This window comes from Streptomyces sp. NPDC029466 (assembly GCF_055574515.1).
Genome location: NZ_JBVHZH010000001.1, coordinates 57,538 through 81,628 on the forward strand (window position 1 = coordinate 57,538; position 24,091 = coordinate 81,628).

Below are 24,091 nucleotides of genomic sequence, written 5' to 3' on the forward strand. Positions count from 1 at the left end.
CCGTAAGCAATAAGTTCTCTTACGGAACAAAGTCTCTAAGGCCCAGTATTCCGCCCGGAGAACGGGGCGTGACGAACCCGTTTCCGCTCTCCGTCGGCCGCGCGCCCCGCCGTCCGTCAGATCTTCACCGACGCCGCGACCGGAAGGTGGTCACTGCCGGTCGAGGGCAGCACCCAGGCCTTGACCGGGTCCATCCCCTTCATCATGATCTGGTCGATCCGGGCCATCGGGAACGCCGCCGGCCAGCTGAAGCCGAAGCCGTCACCCGCGGCGCCCTGGGCGGAGCGCATCTGGGAGGTGACCGGGGCCAGCGAGCGGTCGTTCATGGTGCCGTTGAGATCGCCGAGGAGTACGGCCTTCTTCACCGGGTCGGCGGCGATCGCCTCGCCCAGTGCCGCGACGCTGGCGTCGCGCCGGTTGGCGGTGAAGCCCTTCGCGGCGTTGACCCGCACCGACGGCAGATGGGCGACGTACACCGCGACCTGCTGGCCGTCGGCGGCGGTGACGGTGGCCCGCAGCGCGCGGTTCCACCCCATCTTGGTGTCCACCGGCCGGGTGTCGGTCAGCGGACGCTTGCTCCACAGACCGACCGTGCCCTCGATCGTGTGGTACGGATACGCCTTCGCCAGCTCCTGACGGTAGGTCGACAGGGCGTTGCCGGAGAGCTCCTCCAGGGCCACCACATCGGCGCCGGACGCCACAAGGTCCTTGGCGGTGCCCGCCGGATCGGGGTTGGCGACATTGACGTTGTGGGTGAGCACGGTGAGGTTGCCGCCCTCACCGGCCTTGTCGGTGACCTGGCCCCCGAAGAGGTTGACCCACACGAAGGCCGGCAGCACCAGGGCGACCAGCGCGCTCGCCGAGCGGCGCAGCACCGCGGCGATGAGCAGCAGCGGGATGCCCAGGCCCACCCACGGCAGGAAGGTCTCCAGCAGACTGCCCCAGTTTCCCGGGGTGTTGGGGACCTCCGCGTGCAGAATCATCAGCAGCCCGAGCAGGATGGCGAGCACCGCGAGCACCAGGCCGCGCCGCCAGGTGCCCTCGGGGCGCCACCAGTTCCGCAGGCGTTCGGCCCGGGAACCGGCCTGCCCGGGGGTGTGCCCCTGTCCCGGCTCCGTCATATATGCCTGCGCCATGTCGCTGTCCTCACTACCTTGCGTCGCTGCGCCTCACCTGGATCTCCGACCCTAGGCGATGGTCCGTAATGGGCTTTCTTAGAAGTGAGGACGGCCCGGTGACGGGTCCGGGTTCCGGCCCCGGGGGTTGTCACATCGGCTGTGACAGAACGGGCATGATCCGGTCATACGGCGGAGCTGGTGGCGGCCTCCGCCGACGGGGCCCGCACCTGTTCACCAGTGGTTTCCCGCCCGTCCTACGGGAGCTGACGGTGCGTTCAACCCGGCGCGGGTGCCGGGGCGTTCAGCCCGCCGTGTCCGCCGTCGGCCGTACGCCCTCCAGGACCGTGTCGACGATATCCGCCGAAAGGCCCTCGGGCAGTTCCTTCCACTCATGGAGGAGGGCGCGGGACAGCATCGGGCCGACGAAGAGATCGGCGAGCACCTCCAGATCGCGGTCGGCGCGGATCTCGCCGCTCGCCACCCCGCGCCGCAGCACCCCGAGCAGCGCCTCGCGGCGGGCCCGTACCACCGTGTCGTGATATTCCGCCCACAGCTCCGGCTGCGTCTGCACATGGCTGACGAGGGTGCGCAGCAGCGCGGAGCCGCGCTTGGCGAGTCCGCGGCGGCGCAGGAACTCCAGCAGGGCGACCAGATCGTCGCGCACCGAGTCCCCGCCCGGCGGCGGGCCGGGGACGTCCAGGGACCGCATCACGTCGAGCAGCAGCGCGCTCTTGCCGGACCAGCGGCGGTAGACCGTGGCCTTGCCGACGCCCGCCGCGCGGGCGATGCCCTCCATGGACAACTCGCCTATGGAGGCCCCGTCCTCGATCAGACGCAGGACGGCCTCGATGATGGCGGAGTCGGCGGCGGCGCTGCGCGGCCGGCCGCGGCCCGCGGGGGCCGCCGGGCCCGGCCGCCCCCCGGCTGCCGCGCCCTCGGGGTGCTCCGCCGCCCGGCTCATCTCTCCGCGCCCGCCTTCCGCTCTTCCAGGGGCTCCGCCGCCTGCGGCGCCGGCCCCATTTTGCCCGGCAGGAACAGCACGCTCACCAGCGCCCCGACCAGCGCGACGACGGCCGAACCGAGCGCGGTGACATGCATGGCGTGGACGAAGGCATCGTCGGCAGCGGCGGCCAGCGGCCGGCCGGCCGGGCCCATCCGGTCCGCGAGACCGAGGGTGGCCTCGATGGATTCGCCGGCCGCGTGCCGGGCGGCGTCCGGCAGTCCCGGCACCGCGTCGAGGGTGTCCTCGATGCCGTCGCGGTAGCTCGTCGACAGCAGCGAGCCGAGGACGGCGACGCCCAGGGTGCCGCCGACCTGCCGGAAGACATTGTTGAGCGCCGAGGCGGAGCCGGCCTTCTCCCGCGGCAGCGACTGCATGACCGCGACGGTGGCCGGCGGCATGATGTGCGCCATCCCGGCGCCCTGGAGGAAGAGCAGCGCCTCCATGATCCAGATCGGGGTCTCCTCGTTCAGCAACAGCAGTCCCAGCATGGTGTCGGCCACCACGAACATGCTGAAGGTGCACACCGCGCGGGCGCCGTAGCGGTCCACGGCGAGCCGGGCCCGCGGCGCGAAGAGCAGCTGGGCGGCGGCCAGCGGCAGGAACAGCAGCCCGGCCTGGAGCGGGCTGAAGCCGCGCACGCTCTGGATGTAGAAGACGGCGAAGAACGAGACCCCCATCAGCGCGAAGAAGACCAGCGCGATGGCGGCGATGGCGGCCGAGAAGGCGGGCGTACGGAAGTAGCTGATGTCGATGGACGGATGGTCGCTGTGCTTCTGGTGCAGCACGAAGACGGTCAGCACCAGCAGACCGCTGGCGACCGTGCCGACCACCTCCGGGTCGGAGAAGTCGGCGAGCTGACCGCCCTTGATGATGCCGTAGACCAGCAGGACCAGCCCGACGACGGACAGCAGCACCCCGAACGGGTCCATCCGGCCGGGGTGCGGGTCCCTGGAGTCGGGCACCAGGACCACCATCGCCACCAGCGACAGCAGCACGATCGGCGCGTTGATCATGAAGACCGAGCCCCACCAGAAGTGGTCCAGCAGCAGCCCGCCGGCGATCGGGCCGACCGCGATGGCGATGCCCACCCCGCCGGCCCAGATACCGATCGCCCGGGGCTGCTCGTCCCGCTCGAAGACGTTCATCAGGATGGCGAGGGTGGCCGGCATGACGAAGGCGCCGCCCAGGCCCATCACGGCCCGGAAGGTGATCAGCTCGGCGGGCGAGCCGGAGACCCCGGCCAGCACCGACCCGGCGCCGAAGACGGCCAGCCCGAAGAGCAGGATCTTCTTCCGGCCGACACGGTCGCCGAGCAGACCCGCGGTGAACAGCAGACCGGCGAAGACCAGGGTGTAGGAGTTGATCGCCCACTCCAGCTCGCTCTGCGTGGCGCCGAGGCCGGCCGGGGCCGGGGTGGCGATCGTCTTCATGGCGACGTTGAGGATCGAGTTGTCCAGCACCACGATCAGCAGGCTGAGCATGAGGGTGGACAGGATCGCCCAGCGGCGGCGGTGGATGCGGTCCGGGACCTGGCGGTCCTGCGGTGCGTCCGGGGCGGGGGGTGAGGTGGCCATGCCGGGCACCCTACGGCTTCCGATACGGCACCGTTCCGTATTGGAGGCAGCCGCGGGCGCGTCCCCTCCTCCGGGTGAACGGGCCGGCTTGCGCCCGCTCCCTTTTCCTTTGTGCGCGGGCCGTGCCAGCATGGAGGGGAGTCCGGGGACGCCGTCAGGGTGCCTCGAGATGATGAACAGGAGCCGTCACCATGACGCAGCTTTCGCCTGCCCAGAAGCCGGTCGACAAGTCGCTCTACGGAGGCACCGGATCGCGCCGGGTCACCGTCCGCGATATCGCCGCCGCCAAGGAGCGCGGCGAGAAGTGGCCGATGCTCACCGCCTACGACGCGATGACCGCCTCCGTCTTCGACGAGGCCGGGATTCCCGTCCTGCTCGTCGGCGACTCGATGGGCAACTGCCACCTCGGCTACGAATCCACCGTGCCGGTCACCATGGACGAGATCACCCTGCTGTCCGCGGCGGTCGTCCGGGGCACCAAGCGCGCACTCGTCGTCGGCGACCTGCCGTTCGGCTCGTACCAGGAAGGCCCGGTACAGGCGCTGCGCAGCGCCACCCGGCTGGTGAAGGAAGCCGGGGTGGGCGCCGTCAAGCTGGAGGGCGGTGAGCGCTCCGCCGAGCAGGTGGAACTGCTGGTCTCCGCCGGCATCCCGGTGATGGCACACGTCGGCCTGACCCCCCAGTCGGTCAACGCCTTCGGCGGCTACCCCGTCCAGGGCCGCGGCGAGGAGGCGGCCCAGCAGCTGCTGCGGGACGCCAAGGCGGTCCAGGACGCCGGTGCGTTCGCGGTCGTCCTGGAGGCCGTCCCCGCCGAGCTGGCCGCCGAGGTCACCCGATCGCTCTACATCCCCACCGTCGGCATCGGCGCCGGCCTGGACTGCGACGCGCAGGTCCTGGTGTGGACCGACATGGCCGGCATGACCGCCGGCCGGGTCCCGAAGTTCGTCAAGCAGTACCTCGACATGCGCGCACTGCTCGGCGGCGCGGCCAAGGCGTTCGCGGAGGAGGTCGTGGGGGGCGCGTTTCCGGCCGAGGAGCACACCTTCCACTAGGGAGCCTTGACGACTGCCGGACCCGCCATCAGCCGCGTCCACGTCCCCCGTCGGGTCCGGCAGCCCCGGACCCGACGGGGGACGTTTGTTCCGGCGTCGCTAGCAGCTGCCGATGGAGACCGAGGAATCGGCGCAGTCCGCGCCTTCCCCAGCCGCGAGGGATGGGAGCTCTATCGTGCCGTCGGCTGGTGGAGCCAGGGCGCGCTTGTGGCCCAGAAGATGACGTCGGCTCCGAGGGTGTTCGTGCCGAAGTCGGTGAACTCCTGCCGGGTGTACGGCTTCTTCGTCTTGGGGTTCTTGTACTGGAAGTCGGGTTCCTGCACGGCCATGGCCACCATGGGGAGCTGCCCCCGGTACTTCTTGAAGAAGGGGTACGCGTTCTCCATCTGCGCCGGGCGGTCCGGCAGGATGTCCGGTCCCCCCAGGCCGATCCCGTGCGCCTTGGCGAACTCGAAGGTGCGGCTCATGTACGTGCGGCTGTTGTTCCATTCACCGGGCCAGAAGTTGACGTACTGGATGAACGGCGTCTTGGTGAAGACCTTCTTGCCGTAGGCCATGTTGTCGAGTTCCGCCTTGAAGTAGGCGTCGTCGCTGTAGCCGGTGTGGTCCTTCTCGGTGTCCACCTCGGTAGCGGTTTCCGGCAGGTTCACCCCGGCGAGGCGACCGTCGAACCGCTGTGACATCGCCTTCAGCAGCTGCTGGAAACGGCCCCGCACCTGCGGGTTCCATTGCGCCGCGACCGCCCCGGGCTCACCGGGACCGAGGCCGTTCTCGTTCTTTGTCGGAGCCGCGCCTCCCTTGTACTCCGGATCCTTCAACAGATAGTCCGGGAGCCTCGCCGGCAGCGCGAAGAACCGGTCCTGGACCTGGATGAACAGCTTCTTGTGGCGGGACTGCAGAGCGTTCAGCGCCCGGTCGATCTCCGAGAAGTCATACTGATTCTTCTTCCGCTCCAGCGCCTTCCACGGCACCACCAGCTGCACGCCGGCGACATCGGGACGATCGATCAACGGCATCACATTTGCGTCGAAATCCCCGATGGAGGCGTAAAGATAGTTCTTCGCCTTCTTTCCGGGCGCTGCGGCGGAAGCCTTTCCGGACACCGGAGCGGGAGCCCCGGAGGCCACCGCTGCCGCGCCCGTCAGGCCCAACGCCACGAGAATTCCGACACCGACAGCAATTCGTTTGGTCGCCATGAACCGCACGGTGCCGCACAGTTGTGAGAGGAATGTAAGAAGGCCGGACATTCCCCTGTGGCTGTCGATCTGTCCGGTCGGCTTGTGCCGGACGGGTCGTGGGAGTTGGCGGCGCCGCTGCTGCCGAAGTTCACGCCCCGCCCGCAGAGCGGGGGTACAAGCAAGGGGATGCGGTGGAGCCGGGCGAAATGCCCGAGGTCGGCACGGAAGCGGTCGGGAGAGGTGGCCGCCAGGCTCCGGAGCCCGTGTTCCATCGGCCCGCTGTAGGGGGCGCCGGCCCCGCTGTCGGCGCCCTATCGGCGCCCTGTCGGTGGCCGCTGGCACCTTTGAAGACATGACGCGACAGAAGATATCCACCAAGGGCGGCAACGCCGTGGAGGTGCGCGGTCTGGTCAAGCACTTCGGCGCGGTGAAGGCCGTTGACGGGGTGGACCTGAACGTGAAGGAAGGCACCGTGCTCGGGGTGCTCGGCCCCAACGGTGCCGGGAAGACGACGCTGGTGCGCTGCCTGTCCACCCTCGTGGTGCCGGACGCCGGCCGGGCCGTGGTGGCCGGCTTCGACGTGGTGCGCCAGCCCCGGGCGCTGCGCCGCACGATCGGGCTGACCGGGCAGTACGCCTCGGTCGACGAAAAGCTCTCCGGCTGGGAGAACCTCTACATGATCGGGCGGCTGCTCGATCTGTCCCGCAAGGACGCCCGCCGGCGGGCGGACGAGATGCTGGAGCGCTTCTCGCTGACCGACGCCGCCAAGCGGCCCGCCGCCAAGTACTCCGGCGGTATGCGCCGCCGGCTCGACCTGGCCGCTTCGATGATCGGCCGGCCGGCGGTGCTGTTCCTGGACGAGCCGACCACCGGTCTGGACCCCCGTACCCGTAACGAGGTGTGGGAGGAGGTCCAGCGGATGGTGCGCGAGGGCGCGACGGTGCTGCTGACCACCCAGTACATGGAAGAGGCCGAGCAGCTGGCGAACGAGCTGACGGTGATCGACCGCGGCCGGGTGATCGCCGAGGGCCGGGTCGACGAGTTGAAGGCCAAGGTCGGCGGGCGGACGCTGCAGATCCAGCCGTCGGACGAGAGCGAACTGGGCCGGGTGGTCACCGTCATCGAGCAGGCCGGGCTGGACGGCATCGCGGGCGCCACCGCTGACCACCACGGGGGTGTGGTCAACGTGCCGATCATCAGCGACGAGCAGCTGACCGAGGTGGTCGGTCTGCTCAGCCGGCAGGGTTTCACGCTCGCCGGGATCAGCACCCATCTGCCCAGCCTGGACGAGGTGTTCCTGGCCATCACCGGCCAGAAGACCTCCCGGGCCGACGTATCCGAGGACGACATGGACCAGCAGTACGCGGAGGTATCGGCATGAGTGCCGCGACGATGACGGCGCCGCTCGGCAAGGCCGGGGCCGACGAGGGCCGGATCGGGCTCCGCGCCAATCTGCGGCACATCGGCGCCCTGGTGCGCCGCAACGCCCTCCAGATCAAGCAGGACCCGGAGTCGATGTTCGATGTCCTGCTGATGCCGGTCATCTTCATCCTGCTGTTCACCTACGTCTTCGGCGGCGCCATCGCCGGCAAGGACAATCAGCACGAATACATCCAGCGCCTGGTGCCCGGCATGATGGCGATGATGGGCATGAACATCGCGATGGCGGTGGGCACGGGCGTCAACGAGGACTTCCGCAAGGGGGTGATGGACCGTTTCCGGACGATGCCCATCGCCCGGTCCTCGGTCCTGATAGCCAAGATCGTCGTCGAGATCGGCCGGATGCTGGTCGCCACCGCGATCCTGCTCGGCATGGGCTTTCTGCTGGGTCTGGAAATCCGGGGCAGCGTACTGGAGTTCGCCGGGGCGATCGCGCTGTCCACGGTCTTCGGTGCGGCCCTGATGTGGATCTTCATCCTGCTGGGGCTCGCCGTGAAGACCCCGCAAGCGGTCCAGGGCATGGCGATGGTGGTGCTGATGCCGCTCCAGTTCGGCTCGTCGATCTTCGCGCCGCCGACGTCGATGCCCGGCTGGCTGGAGGGCTTCACCCAGGTCAATCCGGTCTCCAACCTGGCGGACGCGGCCCGTGCGCTGGTCAACGGCGAGGGCGCGGTGGCGCACCCGACGCTGGTCACGCTCGGTTGGGCGGTCGCCATCACGGCGGTCACCATGCCGCTCGCGGTACGGAAGTTCCGTACGAAGACCTGACGTGCGTCCCGCGGGGGGGGCTTCCCCGCGGGACGGCCTTTCGCCCGGCTCGCGTCAGATGAGGGCGGTGGCCTCCCCGAGGGAGAGGCCACTGCCTTCGGTGTACGCACGGGCATACGCCGCATCGCCCACCAGCGCCCGTGCCGCCGCCTCGGTCCGGACCCGGTCCCTGCGGACGATCTGCGGCGGCACCTGGCCGTCCGCCCGCAGCGCGTCGTACGCACCCACCAGACGTGCCGCGTCCCGGCCCGCCGCGGCGCCGCGCTCGGCCAGCAACACCCGTGCTCCGGTGAGGAGTTGCACCACCGGAAGGTCCGGCGCCACCATCCGCGCCATGGAGTCCTGCATCAGCTCCATGGCCTGCCGGAACCTCGGCAGCAGTGCCTCCCGGCGCCCCTCGTCCACATCCAGCGAGATCAGCAGGGCCTGCAGCATCCCGGCGAACACATCGGGGGCGCGCGGGGTGAACAACTCGTCGACGCGCCGGAGTTCCGCCCGCGCCTCCTGGAGACGCCCCGTCACCACCAGCCACATCGCGAGGGTCAACCGCGCGAACGGCTCGGTGTCCCGGCCGCTGTTGCCCTTCGCGGCATCGGCCAGCACCTCGCGCAGCATCCGCTCACCGGCCTCCGCCTGGCCGTCCTCGATCAGCACGGCGCCCAGCCGGCAGCGCAGCAGCAGGATCTGGCCGTGGGCGCCCAGGTCCTCGGCATACACCATCGCCGCCCGGTAGTCGTCCGCCGCCGCCCCGTACGCACCGCGCCGCTCATGACTCTCGCCGCGCCCCGACAGCGCCTCGGCCGCGCCCCAGGCATCGCCGATCCGGCGGAAGAGCCGCAGCGCCTCGTCGGCATCCTGGGCCGCCTGCGCCAGCCCGCCCGGATGGTCGTTGAAGACCTTGGAACGCAGCTGGAGGACGTAGGCCAGCTCCCACTCGTAGCCGAAGTCGCGGCAGGCCCGCACCGCGCCGTCGACCAGCTCCGCCAGCTCGTCGACCTGCCCGGTGACCATCACCGCGTAGAACCACATCACGCCGGGCACCTTGCAGGTCTGCGGCATGCCGGGGCGGTAGGCGGCGAGCATCCCCGCCAGCTCCTCCTTCAACACCGGATCGCGCAGCGCCGCGAGCTCGCTGTCCATGCTGGCGAGCGCGACCAGCCGGACCTCACGGCGGGCCTCCAGCAGCTGTTCGGGAGCCAGCGGCGGCGGTCCGTCGATGGGACGCTCGTGCAGGTCGGGGGCGGGTTCGGCGGGCGCGGCAAAGGGGTTGGGGCCGAGCGCGGCGGCCGCGGTCGCCCAGTGCAGGGCATCGCTGCGGTGGTCCCGCAGCGACCAGAACCACTGGAGGGACAGCACCAGACACAGGGCCTCGTGCTCGTCCCCGGCGGCCAGGGCGCGGCGCAGCGCGGTGCGCAGATTGTCGTGCTCCAGCTCCAGCCGCTCCATACCGGCGCGCTGGCCGGGCCCGCGCAGCAACGGGTCGGTGGTACGGGCCAGTTCACGGTAGGCGACGAGATGGCGGCGCTCGGCCGCGGCCCGCTCCCCCGCCTCGTCCAGCCGCTCCCCGGCGTACTCCCCCACGGTCTCCAGCAGCCGGTAGCGCATCTGCCCACCGCTGCCGGCGGCGTGGCCGGCGCCGTCCGCCTCGCCGGCCGGCGCCGCCACCACCAGCGACTTGTCGATCAGTGAGCCGAGCAGCCCGGCCACCTCGCGGCCGTCGACCCCGTCGCCCGCGCACACCTCCTCCGCGGCGGCCAGATCACACCCGCCGGCGAAGACGGACAGCCGCCGCAGCACGGCCCGTTCGGGCTCATCGGTCAGTTCCCAGGACCAGTCCACGACGGCGCGCAGCGTCTGCTGCCGGGGCAGCAGGGTCCGGCTGCCGCTGGTCAGCAGGCGGAACCGGTCGTCGAGGCGGTCGGCCAGCTGCCGTGGCGAGAGCAACCGCAGCCGGGCGGCGGCGAGTTCGATGGCGAGCGGCAGCCCGTCCAGCCGCCGGCAGATCTCGGTGCAGGCTTCCGGGTCGTCCGCCACCCGGAAGCCGGGGCGGGCGGCGGCCCCGCGGTCGGCGAGCAGCCGCAGCGCGACCGGGTCCGGCAGCGGCTCGACCGGCCGCAGCACCTCGCCCGGTACGGCCAGCGGCTCCCGGCTGGTGGCCAGCACCGTCACCCCGGGGCAGTCGGCCAGCAGCCGTTCGGCGAGCTCGGCCGCGGCGTCGATCACATGCTCACAGTTGTCGAGGACGAGCAGCATCCGGCGTCCCGCGCAGTGCTCGGCGAGCCGGGCGAGCGGGTCCAGCGCCGTCGGGTCGGCGGCGGCGCGCAGACCGTCCGCCGTGGTGCCGCGGACGACGGTCTCGCGGGCGCCGAGCGCGGTCAGCACCGCCTCGGGCACGGTCTGCGGATCGTCCACCGGCGCCAGTTCGGCCAGCCATACGCCGTGCGGCCAGGCCTCCGGCGAGGCGGCCGCTGCGGTCTCGGCGCCCTCCTGCGACAGCCGGGTCTTCCCGGCGCCACCGGGGCCCAGCAGCGTCACCAGCCGGTGCGCGGCCAGATCGTCACGGATCGCCGCCAGATCGCTGTCCCGCCCGACGAAGGAGGTGAGCCGGGGCCGGAGGTTGCCGGTGCGGGGGTGGGAGTGAGGGGCGGGGTGGGTTTCGTGGCGGTGGGGTCCGGTGTGGAGGGTCCCGATGCCGTGGGCGGTGGCGGTGCCGTACGACGTGGCGGCGCCGTACGGCGGGGTCGTGCCGTACGGCGTGCCGGTGCCGGTCCCGTTCGGGGCGGGGCCGGTGAGGGCGGTGGCCGGGGCGCCGGGTATCAGCGGCGGCAGGGGATTCACCGGCGGTTGCGGTGGCGCGGGCCGGAGCAGCTCCGCGTGCAGGGTGCGCAGTTCCGGGCCCGGGTCGGCGCCGAGGCGTTCGGCGAGGCCGATGCGTATCTCCTCGTAGGCCGCCAGGGCCTCCGCGGTACGGCCGGCGGCGCGCAGGGCGTGCAGCCGCAGGGCCTGGAGGGGCTCGTCGAGGGGGTGGTCCTCACACAGCGCGAGGAGCGTGGGCAGCGCCTGGGCGGCCCGGCCGAGGGCGAGATCGGCGGCGAGGCGGGTGCACTGGGCGTCCAGCCGGCGGCGCTCGGCGCGGGCCACCTCGACGCCCGCGTCCGGGAGATCGGCGAGGGCCGGACCGCGCCAGAGCGCCAGGGCGTCATCGAGCAGGGCGGCGGCCCGGGCCGGATCCGCTTCGGCCAGCGCCCGGTTGCCCTCCGCCGCGAGCCGTTCGAAGCGGTGCAGATCGACGGCGTCGGGCTCGGCACACAGCCGGTAGCCGCCGTCGACCGAGGCGATCTCGGCATGGCCCAGGGCGCGGCGCAGCCGGCCGACCAGTGCCTGGAGCGCACCGGCCGCGTCGGCGGGCGGGTCCGCGCCCCAGACGTCGCCGATCAGCAACTCCGGGGACAGCGCCCGGCCGGGTCGCAGCGCGAGGGCGGCGAGCAGCGCGCGCAGGCGTGCGCCACCGAGGGCGACGGGGCTGCCGTCGGCCCGGCCGGCCTGGGTGGTGCCGAGAATTCCGTAATGCACCGGCCCATTGTCGTGCAAGGCGGAAGCGGCAGGTATCGCCTTTCGTTTTCGGGGCACGGGGACCGGGAGGAGGGGTCCCGCGGAGGCAGCAGTTCCGCGGGGGCCGTGCGCCGCGCGCCCTGCCGCGGTTACGGTCATGGCTGCCCCTCACCAGAACCCGGGAGCCCGCACCATGACCACAGCAATCCGGCGCGCCGACCGTCGCGTCAGCCCGGTCTTCCTCGCGCTTGCCGCCGTCATGGCGGTGTCGGGATGGGCCGTGTGGAGCGGGACGTTCGGGGAGTACACCGGTGTCGCGGTGTTCTGCTTCGTGGTGTCCGGGTGGGTGGTCTCGCTGTGTCTGCACGAGTACGCCCACGCGCGCACCGCGCTGCACAGCGGTGACATCTCGGTGGAGGCGAAGGGCTATCTCACCCTGAACCCGCTGAAATACACCCATGCACTGCTCAGCATCGTGCTGCCGGTGATCTTCGTGATCATGGGCGGGATCGGGCTGCCGGGCGGTGCGGTGTTCATCGAGCGCGGCCGGATCCGGGGGCGCTGGCGGCACAGCCTGATCTCGGCGGCCGGGCCGCTGACCAACATCCTCTTCGCGGCGGTGTGCACGGCCCCGTTCTGGCTGCACGCGCTGGCGGGCGTACCGGCCGTGTTCCGCTACGCGCTGGCCTTCCTGGCCCTGCTCCAGGTGACCGCGGCGATCTTGAACTTCCTGCCGGTCCCGGGGCTGGACGGCTACGGCGTGCTCGAACCCTGGCTGTCACGGAAGGTGCGGCGGCAGGTGGAGCCGTTCGCGCCGTTCGGACTGCTGGCGGTCTTCGCCTTCCTGTGGGTGCCGGAGGTCAACCGGGTGTTCTTCGACCTGGTCGATACGCTCCTGCGCGGGCTCGGCGTCTCGGAGCTGGAGACCTACATCGGCCAGGAGTACTTCCGCTTCTGGCGGGACGCACCGCAGCTCCCGCAGACGGGCGGCCTGCTCTGACGGCGGGGGCGCCGACAGCCCGGCGTCAGGGATAGCGGCTTCCGACGGCTCCCGGCGGCCGGGCGACGCACGGGCCGCCGGACGTCAGCCGGCTGCGTCAGCCGGCCGCCCCGGACCGCTGGATCTTCGCCTTGCGGAGGTAGAACCACGCCATGTTGCTGGAGATGCCCGCCAGCAGGATCCAGACGACGCCGACGAAGCTGCCCTCCACGAAGGCGACGACCGCCGCGGCGACGGAGAGGACGCACACGGCGAGGGCCATCAGGGCGAGTCGCCGGGCCGGGCCGGGCGGGGGCAAGAGGGACATGGGGGCGGCTCCTGTCGGGAGTGGTCGGACCTCCCCAGTGTCCCCCATGCCCGCGCTTCCCCCGCCCCCTCCCCCTCCTCCCCCTTCGGGGGAGGGGGCGGGGGTGGGTTCGGGGGTGGGGGGAGGCGCCTGCGGCTTTTTCGAGCCCGCGACACCACCGGACCGGGCCGCCTCAGACGTCCGTGATCCGCAGCCCCGCGTGGGCCTTGTAGCGGCGGTTGACCGAGATCAGGTTGGCGACCAGCGACTCGACCTGGTGGGCGTTGCGCAGCCGGCCGGCGAAGACACCGCGCATACCGGGAATACGGGCGGCCAGCGCCTGCACCACATCGGTGTCCGCGCGGGACTCGCCGAGCACCATCACATCGGTGTCGATCTGCTCGGTCTCCGGGTCCTGGAGCAGCACCGCGGACAGATGGTGGAACGCGGCGGTGACCCGGGCCCCGGGCAGCAGGGCCGCGGCCTGCTCGGCGGCGCTGCCCTCCTCCGGCTTGAGCGCGTAAGCGCCCTTCTTGTCGAAGCCGAGCGGGTTGACGCAGTCGATCACGAGCTTGCCGTCCAGCTCGTCGCGGAGCGCCTGAAGGGTCTTGGCATGGCCCTCCCAGGGCACCGCGACGATCACGACATCGCTGCGCCGGGCGCATTCGGCGTTCTCCGCGCCCTCGATGCCCAGACCGAGCTCCCCGGCGGCGGTCAGCGCGCGCTCGGCGGCCCGGGAACCGATGATCACCTTCTGGCCGGCCCTGGCCAGCCGGTACGCCAGGCCGCGGCCCTGGTCACCGGTGCCGCCGAGGACGCCGACCACCAGACCGGAGACGTCCGGGAGGTCCCAGGGGTCGCGCTGGAGGGCGGCCTTCGCACGGGTCGCGGCGTTCGGGGACCGGGAAGCGTCAGAAGTAGTCATGACAGCGATACTGTCACGCGCCGAAGGCAGGCCGGTCATGCCCTCGACAGCAATCCGGCCCACGCGGCCGCCACGCCCCGCACGCCGTCGCAGCGGCCAGGCCACAGCCGCGCCACGCCCCGGTCGCGTAGGCACCGCACCCCCGCCACCCTGTCGCCGTCCCCCCTCGTCCCGCCTCCCGTCACGCCCCCTCACCCCGCCCCCCCGTCACGCCTTCACGCCCTCACGCCTTCACGCTCCCCTCGGTCAGCCCCGTGCGCCAGTACCGCTGGAGCACCGTCATCAGCACCATTAGCGGCACCACGGAGAGGAACGCACCGCCCACCGTGTACTGGTAGAGCACGGGTTGGCGGTCGGCGTAGCCGGTCCAGGAGGTCAGGCCCAGCTGGATCGGGTAGAGGCCGGAGTCCGAGAGCATCACCAGCGGCAGGAAGTAGTTGTTCCAGATGTGTACGAACTGGAAGAGGAAGACGGTGACCAGCGCCGGGGTCATCAGCCGCAGCCCGAGCCCGCCGAAGATCCGGGCCTCCCCCGCGCCGTCGATCCGGGCCGCCTCCAGCAGCGAGTCGGGGACCGCGGCAGCCGCGTAGATCCGGCACAGGTAGACGCCGAACGGGCTCACCATGCTGGGGATCAGCACCGCCCAGTAGGTGTTGGCCAGGCCGATCGCGCTGAAGAGGAAGTAGAGCGGCAGGGCCAGTGCCGTGCCGGGGATCAGCACCCCGGCGAGCACCACGTTGAACAGCGCCTCCCGGCCGCGGAACGGGAATTTCGCCAGCGCATAGCCGGCCGCGGCGGACAGCAGGGTGGCGCAGACCGCACCGGCCCCGGCGTAGAAGAGGGAGTTGGCGAACCAGCGGGCGTAGCTGCCGTGGTCGTAGGTGAGGACATCGAGCAGGTACGCGACGGGGCGTGGATGGTCGGAGAACCAGAAGCCGAAGGTGCCGAAGAGGTCGGCGCTGTTCTTGGTGGCGGAGACGGCCAGCCAATAGACGGGGACCAGGAAGTAGAGCGCGGCGACGGTCAGCAGGGAGACGGTGATGATCCGGTAGCGGACCGGGGGCCGGGTCATCCGCGCTCCTTCGCGCGCCCGCCGACCAGCCGCAGAAAGCCGAAGGACACCACGCACGCCACCAGCGCGAGCAATACCGCCTCGGCCGCCGCCGCATGCTGGTTGTTGCCGACGAACGCCTCGCTGTAGGCGTGCAGGTTGGGGGTGAAGCCGGAGTCGATGGAGGAGGCCAGCGGGCGCAGCACCATGGGTTCGGCGAAGAGCTGGAGGGTGCCGATGATGCTGAAGACACCGGTGAGCACCAGCGCCGGCCGGATCAGCGGGAGTTTGATGTGCCGGGCGACCTGCCAGGCGCTCGCCCCGTCGATCCGGGCCGCCTCGTACAACTCCCCCGGTACGGCCTTGAGCTGGGCGATCAGCACCAGCATGTTGTAGCCGGTGAACTGCCAGGTCACGATGTTGGCGATGGACCACAGGACGGTGCCGCGGGAGAGGAAGTCGAGGTCCCAGCCCACGGCGTCGGCGATCTTCACCAGCGGGCTGATACCCGGCACGTACAGGAAGCCCCACAGGATCGAGGCGATCACGCCGGGCACGCCGTACGGCAGGAAGAAGGCGCTGCGGAAGAAGGGGACGGCGCGGGCGCTCGCGCTCTCCAGCAGCAGGGCCAGGGCGGTGGCGAGCACGATCATCAGCGGGATCTGTACGGCACCGAAGAGCAGCACCCGGCCGAAACCGGTCAGGAACCGGTCGTCGGCGAGCGCCTGGGCGTAGTTGGCGAGGCCCGCGAACACCTCGCGCTCCTGGCCGCCGAGGCCGAGCGGGCCGGTCCGTTCGGTCGTGAACAGGCTCTGGTGGAGGGCGTAGCCGATCGGGGCGAGGAAGCAGAGGCCGAAGAGGGCGAAGAAGGGCAGCACGAACACGGCCGCGGCGCGGGCGTTGCGGGCCTCGCCGCGGGAGGCACGGCGCCGGGGCCCGCGGCGGTTCCGGCGGGCCGGCCGCGGGGTGACCGCCGCCGGCCGGCTCAGGGCGTCCCGGCTCAGCACCTCCCGGTTCATCCGCTCGCCACCTTCAGACCTTTGCCCTTGAGGTCGGCGAGGGTCTGGTGCTGCACCTTGGTCAGGACCGAGCGGAAGGAGCTGCCGTCGGCGAGCGCGTCGGTGAACGCGTCGCCGAGCCGCTGATAGAGGGTGTCCACGCCGGGCCCCCACCGCCAGCTGGTGTCGACATGCGCGCCGGCGTCGGCGAAGACCTTGCTGTACGCCTGGCCGCCGAAGAAGTCCTTGTCGACATCGAGGTCGGTGGTGGCGTAGCCCTTCTTGGCGCTGGGGAAGCCGTAGCCGCCCTCGATCAGCAGCTTGACCGACTCCGGGTCGGTGTTGAGCCAGACGGCGAAGTCCAGGGCGTCCTTGGGGTAGCGGGCCTTGGCGAAGACGGCGGTGGTCGAGCCGCCCCAGTTGGCGAAGGCCTGCTCGCCCGCCTTCCACTGCGGCAGCGGCGCGGCCCGCCACTTCCCCTTGGTGCCCGGCGCGTTGCCGACCAGCAGGGCATCGCCCCAACTGGCGCCCACCCAGGCCGGGATGGCGCCGGTCTGGAGGTCCTTGTACCAGGCGTTCTGCCGGTCCGGGATGGTCTTGACAAGCTTCTGCCGGACCAAGGACTCCCAGTAATCGGCGACCCGGCGGGTGGGTTCGTCGTCGAGGTGCACGATCCAGGTGTCGCCGTGCGTCGCGTACCACTTGGCGCCGGCCTGCCAGGCGAGGCCGGCGAAGCGGTTGCCGTTGGTGGGCGCGAAGGTCTCGATCCAGGCGCCCTTCCTACGGACGGCCTTGGCGGCGGTCTCGTATTCGTCCCAGGTCCGCGGGGTCGGCACGTCCCACTTGTCGAAGAGGTCCTGGCGCAGGAACAGGCCCATCGGCCCGGAGGCCTGCGGGATGGCGTAGAGGCTTTTGCCGAAGACGGACTGCTGCCACTGCCAGCCGGAGAACTTGTCCCTGTGACGGGCGGCGCCGAGCGGGGCGAGGTCCAGCAGCCCGTTGTCGAGGAGGAAGCTGGGGACCACCGGGAATTCGATCTGGCCGAGGTCGGGCGGGTTGCCGGCCTTGATGGCGGCGTGCATCTTCGCGTACTGCTGGCCGTTGACGGCCGACACCTTCTCGACCTTGACCTGGACCTCCGGGTTCTTGCGGTTCCACAGGTCGACGGGCTTGTCGATGCCCGGCACCCAGGACCAGAAGGTCAGGCTGATCTGCTGGCCCTTCTTGCGCTCCTTCGGCGCCCGGCCGTCGCCGTCGTCGCCGCAGCCGGCGAGCGCGAAGCCGGCGGCGAGGGCGGCCGCCCCGCCCAGGACCGTTCTGCGGTGCAGGGGGTTGCTGGTCATGTCGGCTCCTCCACGGGGATGCGGCGGAAGGTGATCGTCGAGCAGGCGCTGAAGTCGCCCGTCTCGTAGAGCAGTCCGACGCTGTCGCGGTCGAGGCGGACGAGGTCGGAGTAGGCGGCCGGGAGCCCGGTGACGGGGTGCGCGGTCCTCCCCCACGCTCGGCTTCGCTCGCCGGGGGGGACCCCCATGGTCAGCCCGCCGTCGCGGCTGGTGCGCAGGGTCATCAAGGCGCGGGCCGACGGGTGCGCCGGCCCGGAGAAGAGCAGCGCGCCGTGGTCGCCGAGGGGCAGGACGCCGCCCTGGACGGCGGGTCCGGTCAGCCCGGCCTGCGGCGAAGGCAAGGAGGTCCCCGGAGCGCGCCCGGACCACGGCGGGGATCCGGAAGCTGGTGTACCCCTCGGGTCCGGCCCGGTACGGCACTGAGCTCTCGTACGCCATGGGTCACCCCCAATGGGCAAGGACGTAGGATGTCCCTCGTCCTGCGGTGACCATAGGGAGTGCCCAACTGGCCGTCAAGACGGCCCACATGGCGCCTTTTCGCGCCGGCAACGGGCCCACCGACACCGGGTGGCATCCCGGTGAACGGGGCCGGTCACGCCCGCACCGGTGCCGTGACCGCGCACCGCCGCACCCGGCACGCCGCACGCCGCTATGTCACTGCTCGGACAGTCGCCGCCGGATGCCGTCGAAGTGCCGGTGTATGGCCTTCACGGCGCGGTCGCCGTCGCCGGCCTCCAACGCGTCCACGATCTCCTGGTGCTGACGATGGGTCACCAGCGGATCGGGCCGGTCGTCGGAGAGGTCCTCCCGCACCCGCCGCAGCGCCGCCCAGAACGCGTCCAGCACCTCGCTCAGCAGATGGTTGCCCAGCGAGCGGTACAGGGCGAGATGGAAGGCCCGGTCGGTGGCGCTCTGCACCTGCCCGCCGCGCGCCTCCTCCGCCATCCGCTGCACCAGCCCCCTGAGGACGGCGAGATCCTCGGCGGGCACATTGCGGGCGACGGCGCCGATCAGGCCCGCCTCCAGCGCCTCGCGGACCTCCATCAGCTCGTACAGGCTCGACTCGCCCTGGTGGTGACGGACCGCGGCACGGAAGGCGACGCCCTCGACGAACGGCTCCAGGGTGAGTGGGCCGACATAGGTCCCGAAGCCGTGCCGGATCTCCACGATGCGCATGGCCTGGAGGGCCTTGAGCGCCTCGCGCACCGAGTTGCGGCTGACGTCGAGCAGGGCGACCAGCTCGGCCTCGGTGGGCAGCGGGTCCCCCGGCGTCAGCCGGCCGTTCAGGATCAGCTGCTTGATCTGGGCCTGCACATCCTCGGACATCGTCCCTCGCGCCATGAATCTCCCTCTCCCGCTCCCGCGTCTGCCGCGCCGCCGGCCCTCCGCCACCTGCCCCGCCATGGCCGCTGATCCTTGACCGACCGCCTGTGAACAGGTCTATTGTGCTCGACATAGGACATCCCATGTCCTGTCCGATCGGAGCCCGGAGCCCCCATGGCACTGCCCGCCCCCCTGCACGGCGTCATCCCGCCGGTCTGCACCCCGCTGGACCCGCGCGGCGAGATCGACACCGCCTCCCTGACGCGCCTGGTGAACCACCTCGTCGACGGCGGCGTGCACGGCCTGTTCGCGCTCGGCTCCACCAGCGAGGTCGCGTACCTCACCGACGCCCAGCGCGGCACCGCCCTGGAGGCCGTCATCAAGGCCGCGGACGGCCGGGTCCCGGTGCTCGCCGGGGTCATCGACACCACCACGCCCCGGGTCCTCGACCACGCCCGGACCGCCGCCGCCCTGGGCGCCGACGCCCTGGTCGCCACCGCGCCCTTCTACACCCGCACCCACCCCCGGGAGATCGCCGCCCACTTCCGCCATCTGCGCACGGCCGTGGACCGCCCCCTCTTCGCCTACGACATCCCCCTCGCCGTCCACAGCAAGCTGTCCGCGTCGCTGGTGCGGGAGCTGGCCGAGGACGGCACCCTCGCCGGGCTCAAGGACAGCAGCGGCGACGAGGGCTCGCTGCGCCGTCTGCTCACCGCGCTCGGCGGCCGCACCGCGCGCCGCACCGGCCCCGCCCCCGGCTTCTCCGTCCTCACCGGTTCCGAACTGACCGTGGACGCCGCCCTGTTGGCGGGGGCGGACGGCGTCGTGCCCGGCATCGGCAATGTCGACCCGGCGGCCTACGTACGCCTCTACGACGCCGCCCGGGCCGGCGACTGGGAACAGGCCGCCGCCGAACAGGAACGCCTGGTCACCCTCTTCTCCCTGGTCGACGTCGGCCCGGAGACCGAGATGGGCCGCAGCTCCTCCGCCCTGGGCGCGTTCAAGGCGGCCCTCCACCTCCTCGGCGTGATCGACCGGAGCGCCACCGCCTTCCCCCAACGCCCGCTGAGCGAGGAGTCGGTGGCGGAGGTAGGACGTCGGCTCGTGGCGGCGGGGTTGCTGCCGAGGCGGGGTGACTAGGGGTCCACTCGCGTCTCCGCGATGCTCTCGGCGTTCTGGTCGCGCACCAGTGAGTCGATCTCCTCCGCCTCCTTCTCCAGTTCCGGGTCCTTCCCGAATTCCTTGGGCGTGCCCCTGAATTGACGGTCGGCGGACTGGTATCGCGTATACAGCGACGGCGCCTTCTCCTTGTTCTTCACGTTCACTTTTCCCGGGAAGTATCTGACGGTACGAGCAATCGGCTGATCACCCAGCACCATGCGCATCAGGCTCTGCCACGGGAGCTTCGTCTGTGTGCACAGGTACTCCCCGGGGTACTTCCCTTCGAGCGCAAAGTTGCCCTCACACTTGCCGGACGTGTCCGAATCGCCGGTGTGAGTCAGCGCGGAGAGATGCACCACGAGCCGAGCCAGATCCTGCTTGTTTCCGCGAACGTCGAACGCGAAGGTTTTTGACCACTTCTGGTTCGGCATCAAGATATCGCCGGACTGCATCACATCATCGAAGGTGAGCAGCCCCCGGTACTTGCCGAGGTGCGTCTGGTTCGGCTCGGCGCCGTCCAGATCTTCCACCACCTTATCCGGCTTCATCCCATCGGCTGACTTCATGCGATATCCGCTCACCGTATACATGGCGCCGAGAATGTCCACCGGCGCCGCCCCCTCGTTATGCAGCTTGATTTCGCCGCGCAGATGCGAAACGCCGCGGGAGTGGCTCAGTTCACTCAGCCGGGAGGTCACACTCACCCGGGGGCTGTCGTGGGTCGGCTGGTAGAAGTTCATGAACCAGAACTGGATGACGCCCGCCAAGGGCAGCAACGCGATGGCCGCAGTTCCGACCTTCGACAACGCAATATGATCGAAGGCGAAAGCGCGAACGATGACGCACGCCGCAAACGCAAGCAACAACACCGCGGCGGCCGTGATCAGCAGGTCCCAGAATTCATCATGAATGGGGCTGTAGATCTCAACCCAGACGGGAATGAAAAGCATGGGGATGGCGGAGGCCTGGGCGACCAGCACGACCGGGTCTCTCCAGGCGTCTTCCACTGAATCGCGGCGAAGCGGATGAGGCGTCTTCCTGAGCTCCTGGAAGACGCGCCGGCCGGCGATCCCGTTCAGGATCGCGATCACGATCCGAAGTACCGCCGAAACCACCTGTTCCCGCGGATATTCGATCACATCATAGACGGCGCTTCCGGAAAACAGCAGGGTTTCGAAGATGAGGACAGCGCAGAGCAGCTCCACTCGGCGCCGGGGCGGCAATGCCGTACTCCAAAGGTGCGGAATGGAATTCCATGCACGCTTCATACGGTGCGCAGAAGAATTCACCATGCTGCGCATCCGGCGTGCGCGAGATTTCGGCATGCCCCAAAATTAAGAGCAGCCTGATCGAGTCTTCGCAGCGCCGCGCGGCACTTACCCCGGATGGGCCCGCGACCGCCCACGGTCTGCACACCCCAATTCCCGTATGGGTGACACCCGTTGAAACGGCAACCAGAAACGGGCGTGCTGCGGCAGGATGCCGGGCCATGGATGCCGTACGGGTCGCATTGCTGCGTGAGGTTCTCGCGGGGACCGAGTGGATTCAGGCCACCCGCCGCTTCGCCGGGGCGCTGCGGGGTGCCGTCGTCCCGCACGGGGGCGGGCTGCTGCTGGTCGGCAGTGCCGCGTACGAGCCCTGGCATCTGGCCGCGCATCTGGACGACGAGGCCGCCTGGTCGGGACTGCCGGAGTTGTCACCGACCCTGGTGCGGCACCGTGTCCCGGGCGGGGCCCCGGCCCATCTGGCGGTCGGGCTGGGCCGGTTGGAGGCGGCCGGGCGGGGCGAGACGCTGCTGGTCGTGGCGCCGGGGCAGCCGGGTGCCGAGCTGCTGGAGCGGGTGCACGACGCCCGCCGGAACGGCGCCACGGTGCTCGCCCTGGACGGCGGAGACCGCGATCTGCACGCCCTGGCCCATGACGCGCTCGCCGCACCCCCAGCCCCGCCCGACCCGGCGGCCGGAGCCTCGTCGGATCTCGACCTGGACACCGTCCAGCATCTGGTGAGCGCGGCCGCCGGTGAGAACAGCCTGCCCGCGCCCCGCGGCCGCCGCCGCTTCCGCGACCGGCTGGCCCGTCTCGCCGATCAGCTGACCGCGCCACCGCCGCCCCGCTGGTAGCTTTCCGCCCCACCCGCGTGCCGGAGATCACCCAGGCCGGTGCCGCCTCCGGGGCCGGAAGCCAGGACACGGATCCGGCGGCGGTCGAAAACGGGCCGGGGCCGCAGGGGCTCCCGCCCCGACCCCGACCCCGGCCCAACCCCGGCCCGGTCCGCTAGTCGCCCTCCGCGCCGGTCTTCCCCTTGTCCGCGTCATGCCACTTCGGGTCGGTCTCCCACTCCAGATTCCGCTCGCGGGCGGTCTCCATGGCGTGCGCCGCCTCCTCGCGGGTGGCATACGGGCCGAAGCGGTCTGCGGCGCGGCACTCGGGCCCGTCTTCGACCGTCCCGTGCTTGAGGCAGTAGTACCACTCGCCCGGCTTGCCGACCGTACGCCTCTTGAACAGCGCCATTGCCGCCTCCTGTGGATGTTCCGTGCCACCATCCTGCCCGACGGCCCGCGGATACACTCGCTGACATGTCTGGCCAGTCGCTTCTTGTCCCGGGGAAGATCTCCCCCACCCGCTCCGTCCCCGCTTCGATCCGGCGCCCCGAGTACGTCGGGAAGGACGCACCCACCCCTTATACGGGGCCCGAGGTGCAGGATGCCGAAACGATCGAGAAGATGCGGATCGCCGGCCGGATCGCCGCGCAGGCGATGGCGGAGGCCGCCAAGCTGATCGCGCCGGGCGTGACGACCGACGAACTGGACCGGGTCGCCCATGAGTTCATGTGTGATCACGGCGCCTACCCGTCCACGCTCGGCTACCGCGGCTTCCCCAAGTCGCTGTGCTCCTCACTCAACGAGGTCATCTGCCACGGCATCCCGGACTCGACCGTCCTCAAGGACGGCGACATCGTGAACCTGGACGTCACCGCGTACATCCACGGGGTGCACGGCGACAACAACGCCACCTACCTGTGCGGCGACGTGGACGAGGAGTCCAGGCTGCTGGTCGAGCGCACCCGGGAGGCGCTCAACCGCGCGATCAAGGCCGTCAAGCCGGGCCGGCAGATCAACATCATCGGCCGGGTCATCGAGTCGTACGCCAAGCGCTTCGGCTACGGAGTGGTCCGTGACTTCACCGGCCACGGCATCAACTCCTCCTTCCACTCCGGCCTGATCGTTCCGCACTACGACAGCCCGCACCACACCACCGACATCAAGCCCGGCATGACCTTCACCATCGAGCCGATGCTGACGCTGGGGTCCTACGACTACGACATGTGGGACGACGGCTGGACGGTCGTGACCAAGGACCGCAAGCGGACCGCGCAGTTCGAGCACACGCTGGTGGTCACGGACACCGGGGCGGAGATCCTCACGCTGCCCTGACGGAAGCGGGGAAACTCTTTACCGACAGCGCGTCGGGAACAGGGGTAGGCTCGTACCGACAGGACGTCGGGAACGGGTTGACGCGGACCTCAGGTTAGGTAACCCTAAGTTCGGCGGCTCGGCGGAGCCGGCCTGTTCCCGTCCTCCCCCAAGCTCTCGAATCCGAGCAGGGGGGACGCCCACCCTCGGTCCCCGGAGGTCCGCCTTGGAAGCGTCCAGCCCGACCCCGCCCGCTCCGTCCGCTCCGTTTTCGACGGTGATCCGCACCGCGTCCCACGAGCAGCACACGGAGGCCGAGAACTCCTCCTTCATGAGCGATCTGCTCGGCGGCCGGCTCGGTGTCCGGGCCTACCGGCGCTACACCGAGCAGTTGTGGTTCGTCTACCGCGCGCTGGAGGACGCCTCCGGGCCGCTCGCCGGTGATCCGGTCGCGGGCCCCTTCCTCCGGCCGGAGCTGGCCCGCACCGCCGCACTGGAGCGCGACCTCGCCCATCTCGGCGGGCCGTCCTGGCGCACCGGCCTCGCGCCGCTGCCGGCCACCGCCGCCTACGCGGACCGGGTGGCGGCCTGCGCCCGCGACTGGCCGGCCGGCTTCGTCGCCCACCACTACACCCGCTATCTCGGCGATCTCTCCGGCGGCCAGATCATCCGCGGCACCGCCGAGAAGACCTGGGGCTTCGCCCGCAAGGGCGACGGGGTGCGCTTCTACGTCTTCGAGGACATCCCCAACCCCGCCGCCTTCAAGCGGGAGTACCGGGCCATGCTGGACGCGCTGCCCGTGGACGACCTGGAGAAGCAGCGGGTGGTCGACGAGTGCAAGCGGGCCTTCCGACTGAACAGCGCGGTCTTCCGGGAGCTGGGCGAGCAGTTCCCGCTGAGCGCGTAG

21 protein-coding genes and 1 pseudogene are annotated in these 24,091 nt (G+C 70.9%); 8 read left to right on the forward strand and 14 right to left on the reverse strand.

Annotation, left to right across the window (positions count from 1 at the left end):
- Positions 1-116 precede the first annotated feature (116 nt).
- From ACZ4XD_RS00235 to ACZ4XD_RS00245, 3 genes are all read right to left on the reverse strand, one after another.
- The gene (locus ACZ4XD_RS00235; RefSeq protein WP_468037156.1) at positions 117-1,121 is read right to left on the reverse strand and encodes an endonuclease/exonuclease/phosphatase family protein; all 1,005 of its coding nucleotides are present in this window, start codon (positions 1,119-1,121) and stop codon (positions 117-119) included.
- A gap of 298 nt (positions 1,122-1,419) precedes the next feature.
- Positions 1,420-2,079, reverse strand: coding sequence for a TetR/AcrR family transcriptional regulator (locus ACZ4XD_RS00240; protein WP_468036653.1), 660 nt, complete (start codon positions 2,077-2,079; stop codon positions 1,420-1,422).
- Complete coding sequence (locus ACZ4XD_RS00245) at positions 2,076-3,695, reverse strand: MFS transporter (RefSeq protein WP_468036655.1); 1,620 nt, start codon at positions 3,693-3,695, stop codon at positions 2,076-2,078. The genes ACZ4XD_RS00240 and ACZ4XD_RS00245 overlap by 4 nt, the downstream gene beginning before the upstream one ends.
- Positions 3,696-3,886: 191 nt before the next feature.
- Here ACZ4XD_RS00245 and panB point away from each other — a divergent pair, with 191 nt between their 5' ends.
- Positions 3,887-4,747, forward strand: coding sequence for a 3-methyl-2-oxobutanoate hydroxymethyltransferase (panB, locus tag ACZ4XD_RS00250; RefSeq protein WP_468036657.1), 861 nt, complete (start codon positions 3,887-3,889; stop codon positions 4,745-4,747).
- A gap of 170 nt (positions 4,748-4,917) precedes the next feature.
- Here panB and ACZ4XD_RS00255 read toward each other — a convergent pair whose 3' ends face one another.
- Positions 4,918-5,943, reverse strand: a complete 1,026-nt coding sequence (locus ACZ4XD_RS00255) for a hypothetical protein (RefSeq protein WP_468036659.1) — start codon at positions 5,941-5,943, stop codon at positions 4,918-4,920.
- Positions 5,944-6,277: 334 nt separating this feature from the next.
- Between ACZ4XD_RS00255 and ACZ4XD_RS00260 the strand changes: the two genes are divergently transcribed.
- Together ACZ4XD_RS00260 and ACZ4XD_RS00265 are read left to right on the forward strand one after the other, a co-directional pair.
- Positions 6,278-7,306: an ATP-binding cassette domain-containing protein gene (locus tag ACZ4XD_RS00260; RefSeq protein ID WP_468036661.1), complete on the forward strand. Its 1,029-nt coding sequence runs from the start codon at positions 6,278-6,280 to the stop codon at positions 7,304-7,306.
- Positions 7,303-8,133, forward strand: coding sequence for an ABC transporter permease (locus ACZ4XD_RS00265; RefSeq protein ID WP_468036663.1), 831 nt, complete (start codon positions 7,303-7,305; stop codon positions 8,131-8,133). Before ACZ4XD_RS00260 ends, ACZ4XD_RS00265 begins: the two co-directional genes overlap by 4 nt.
- Before the next feature lie 54 nt (positions 8,134-8,187).
- Here ACZ4XD_RS00265 and ACZ4XD_RS00270 read toward each other — a convergent pair whose 3' ends face one another.
- Complete coding sequence (locus tag ACZ4XD_RS00270; protein ID WP_468036665.1) at positions 8,188-11,706, reverse strand: AfsR/SARP family transcriptional regulator; 3,519 nt, start codon at positions 11,704-11,706, stop codon at positions 8,188-8,190.
- 172 nt (positions 11,707-11,878) lie between these two features.
- Between ACZ4XD_RS00270 and ACZ4XD_RS00275 the strand changes: the two genes are divergently transcribed.
- Complete coding sequence (locus tag ACZ4XD_RS00275) at positions 11,879-12,685, forward strand: site-2 protease family protein (RefSeq protein ID WP_468036667.1); 807 nt, start codon at positions 11,879-11,881, stop codon at positions 12,683-12,685.
- 97 nt (positions 12,686-12,782) lie between these two features.
- Here ACZ4XD_RS00275 and ACZ4XD_RS00280 read toward each other — a convergent pair whose 3' ends face one another.
- The 7 genes and pseudogenes from ACZ4XD_RS00280 to ACZ4XD_RS00310 all read right to left on the reverse strand — a co-directional run bounded on the left by ACZ4XD_RS00280 (position 12,783) and on the right by ACZ4XD_RS00310 (position 18,629).
- Positions 12,783-12,992, reverse strand: coding sequence for a hypothetical protein (locus ACZ4XD_RS00280; RefSeq protein ID WP_042154130.1), 210 nt, complete (start codon positions 12,990-12,992; stop codon positions 12,783-12,785).
- A gap of 172 nt (positions 12,993-13,164) precedes the next feature.
- Complete coding sequence (gene npdG, locus ACZ4XD_RS00285; RefSeq protein ID WP_468036669.1) at positions 13,165-13,896, reverse strand: NADPH-dependent F420 reductase; 732 nt, start codon at positions 13,894-13,896, stop codon at positions 13,165-13,167.
- A gap of 223 nt (positions 13,897-14,119) precedes the next feature.
- A complete protein-coding gene (locus ACZ4XD_RS00290; RefSeq protein ID WP_468036671.1) occupies positions 14,120-14,968 on the reverse strand; it encodes a carbohydrate ABC transporter permease in 849 nt (282 codons plus the stop codon).
- A complete protein-coding gene (locus tag ACZ4XD_RS00295; RefSeq protein WP_468036673.1) occupies positions 14,965-15,966 on the reverse strand; it encodes a carbohydrate ABC transporter permease in 1,002 nt (333 codons plus the stop codon). The genes ACZ4XD_RS00290 and ACZ4XD_RS00295 overlap by 4 nt, the downstream gene beginning before the upstream one ends.
- The gene (locus ACZ4XD_RS00300) at positions 15,963-17,288 is read right to left on the reverse strand and encodes an ABC transporter substrate-binding protein (RefSeq protein ID WP_468036675.1); all 1,326 of its coding nucleotides are present in this window, start codon (positions 17,286-17,288) and stop codon (positions 15,963-15,965) included. Before ACZ4XD_RS00300 ends, ACZ4XD_RS00295 begins: the two co-directional genes overlap by 4 nt.
- Positions 17,285-17,620 (reverse strand): annotated as a pseudogene (locus tag ACZ4XD_RS00305) (hypothetical protein); the annotation flags it as partial. The pseudogene ACZ4XD_RS00305 and the gene ACZ4XD_RS00300, both read right to left, overlap by 4 nt.
- 322 nt (positions 17,621-17,942) lie before the next feature.
- Positions 17,943-18,629: a FadR/GntR family transcriptional regulator gene (locus ACZ4XD_RS00310; protein ID WP_468036677.1), complete on the reverse strand. Its 687-nt coding sequence runs from the start codon at positions 18,627-18,629 to the stop codon at positions 17,943-17,945.
- 156 nt (positions 18,630-18,785) lie between these two features.
- On the opposite strand from ACZ4XD_RS00310, the gene ACZ4XD_RS00315 reads away from it, so the two are divergent.
- The gene (locus ACZ4XD_RS00315; protein WP_468036679.1) at positions 18,786-19,751 is read left to right on the forward strand and encodes a dihydrodipicolinate synthase family protein; all 966 of its coding nucleotides are present in this window, start codon (positions 18,786-18,788) and stop codon (positions 19,749-19,751) included.
- On the opposite strand, the gene ACZ4XD_RS00320 is transcribed toward ACZ4XD_RS00315, so the two are convergent.
- A complete protein-coding gene (locus ACZ4XD_RS00320) occupies positions 19,748-21,097 on the reverse strand; it encodes a hypothetical protein (protein WP_468036681.1) in 1,350 nt (449 codons plus the stop codon). The two genes, ACZ4XD_RS00315 and ACZ4XD_RS00320, sit on opposite strands and share 4 nt — an antisense overlap.
- A gap of 164 nt (positions 21,098-21,261) precedes the next feature.
- On the opposite strand from ACZ4XD_RS00320, the gene ACZ4XD_RS00325 reads away from it, so the two are divergent.
- The gene (locus ACZ4XD_RS00325; protein WP_468036683.1) at positions 21,262-21,891 is read left to right on the forward strand and encodes a hypothetical protein; all 630 of its coding nucleotides are present in this window, start codon (positions 21,262-21,264) and stop codon (positions 21,889-21,891) included.
- A 154-nt stretch (positions 21,892-22,045) separates the two neighbouring features.
- Here the strand turns inward: ACZ4XD_RS00325 and ACZ4XD_RS00330 are convergent, their stop codons facing one another.
- Complete coding sequence (locus ACZ4XD_RS00330; protein WP_468036685.1) at positions 22,046-22,282, reverse strand: hypothetical protein; 237 nt, start codon at positions 22,280-22,282, stop codon at positions 22,046-22,048.
- A 65-nt stretch (positions 22,283-22,347) separates the two neighbouring features.
- Between ACZ4XD_RS00330 and map the strand changes: the two genes are divergently transcribed.
- Together map and ACZ4XD_RS00340 are read left to right on the forward strand one after the other, a co-directional pair.
- The gene (map, locus tag ACZ4XD_RS00335) at positions 22,348-23,205 is read left to right on the forward strand and encodes a type I methionyl aminopeptidase (protein WP_468036687.1); all 858 of its coding nucleotides are present in this window, start codon (positions 22,348-22,350) and stop codon (positions 23,203-23,205) included.
- 205 nt (positions 23,206-23,410) lie between these two features.
- Entirely contained in the window at positions 23,411-24,091 is a 681-nt protein-coding gene (locus ACZ4XD_RS00340) for a biliverdin-producing heme oxygenase (RefSeq protein ID WP_468036689.1), read from the forward strand.

Excerpts from the sequence above, each read along its gene's own strand:
- ACZ4XD_RS00235 (WP_468037156.1), bottom strand. The coding sequence starts at position 1,121 with ATGACGGAGCCGGGACAGGGGCACACCCCCGGGCAGGCCGGTTCCCGG.
- ACZ4XD_RS00240 (WP_468036653.1), bottom strand. The coding sequence starts at position 2,079 with ATGAGCCGGGCGGCGGAGCACCCCGAGGGCGCGGCAGCCGGGGGGCGG.
- ACZ4XD_RS00245 (WP_468036655.1), bottom strand. The coding sequence starts at position 3,695 with ATGGCCACCTCACCCCCCGCCCCGGACGCACCGCAGGACCGCCAGGTC.
- panB (WP_468036657.1), top strand. The coding sequence starts at position 3,887 with ATGACGCAGCTTTCGCCTGCCCAGAAGCCGGTCGACAAGTCGCTCTAC.
- ACZ4XD_RS00255 (WP_468036659.1), bottom strand. The coding sequence starts at position 5,943 with ATGGCGACCAAACGAATTGCTGTCGGTGTCGGAATTCTCGTGGCGTTG.
- ACZ4XD_RS00260 (WP_468036661.1), top strand. The coding sequence starts at position 6,278 with ATGACGCGACAGAAGATATCCACCAAGGGCGGCAACGCCGTGGAGGTG.
- ACZ4XD_RS00265 (WP_468036663.1), top strand. The coding sequence starts at position 7,303 with ATGAGTGCCGCGACGATGACGGCGCCGCTCGGCAAGGCCGGGGCCGAC.
- ACZ4XD_RS00275 (WP_468036667.1), top strand. The coding sequence starts at position 11,879 with ATGACCACAGCAATCCGGCGCGCCGACCGTCGCGTCAGCCCGGTCTTC.
- ACZ4XD_RS00280 (WP_042154130.1), bottom strand. The coding sequence starts at position 12,992 with ATGTCCCTCTTGCCCCCGCCCGGCCCGGCCCGGCGACTCGCCCTGATG.
- npdG (WP_468036669.1), bottom strand. The coding sequence starts at position 13,896 with ATGACTACTTCTGACGCTTCCCGGTCCCCGAACGCCGCGACCCGTGCG.
- ACZ4XD_RS00290 (WP_468036671.1), bottom strand. The coding sequence starts at position 14,968 with ATGACCCGGCCCCCGGTCCGCTACCGGATCATCACCGTCTCCCTGCTG.
- ACZ4XD_RS00295 (WP_468036673.1), bottom strand. The coding sequence starts at position 15,966 with ATGAACCGGGAGGTGCTGAGCCGGGACGCCCTGAGCCGGCCGGCGGCG.
- ACZ4XD_RS00300 (WP_468036675.1), bottom strand. The coding sequence starts at position 17,288 with ATGACCAGCAACCCCCTGCACCGCAGAACGGTCCTGGGCGGGGCGGCC.
- ACZ4XD_RS00310 (WP_468036677.1), bottom strand. The coding sequence starts at position 18,629 with ATGGCGCGAGGGACGATGTCCGAGGATGTGCAGGCCCAGATCAAGCAG.
- ACZ4XD_RS00315 (WP_468036679.1), top strand. The coding sequence starts at position 18,786 with ATGGCACTGCCCGCCCCCCTGCACGGCGTCATCCCGCCGGTCTGCACC.
- ACZ4XD_RS00320 (WP_468036681.1), bottom strand. The coding sequence starts at position 21,097 with ATGCCGAAATCTCGCGCACGCCGGATGCGCAGCATGGTGAATTCTTCT.
- ACZ4XD_RS00325 (WP_468036683.1), top strand. The coding sequence starts at position 21,262 with ATGGATGCCGTACGGGTCGCATTGCTGCGTGAGGTTCTCGCGGGGACC.
- ACZ4XD_RS00330 (WP_468036685.1), bottom strand. The coding sequence starts at position 22,282 with ATGGCGCTGTTCAAGAGGCGTACGGTCGGCAAGCCGGGCGAGTGGTAC.
- map (WP_468036687.1), top strand. The coding sequence starts at position 22,348 with ATGTCTGGCCAGTCGCTTCTTGTCCCGGGGAAGATCTCCCCCACCCGC.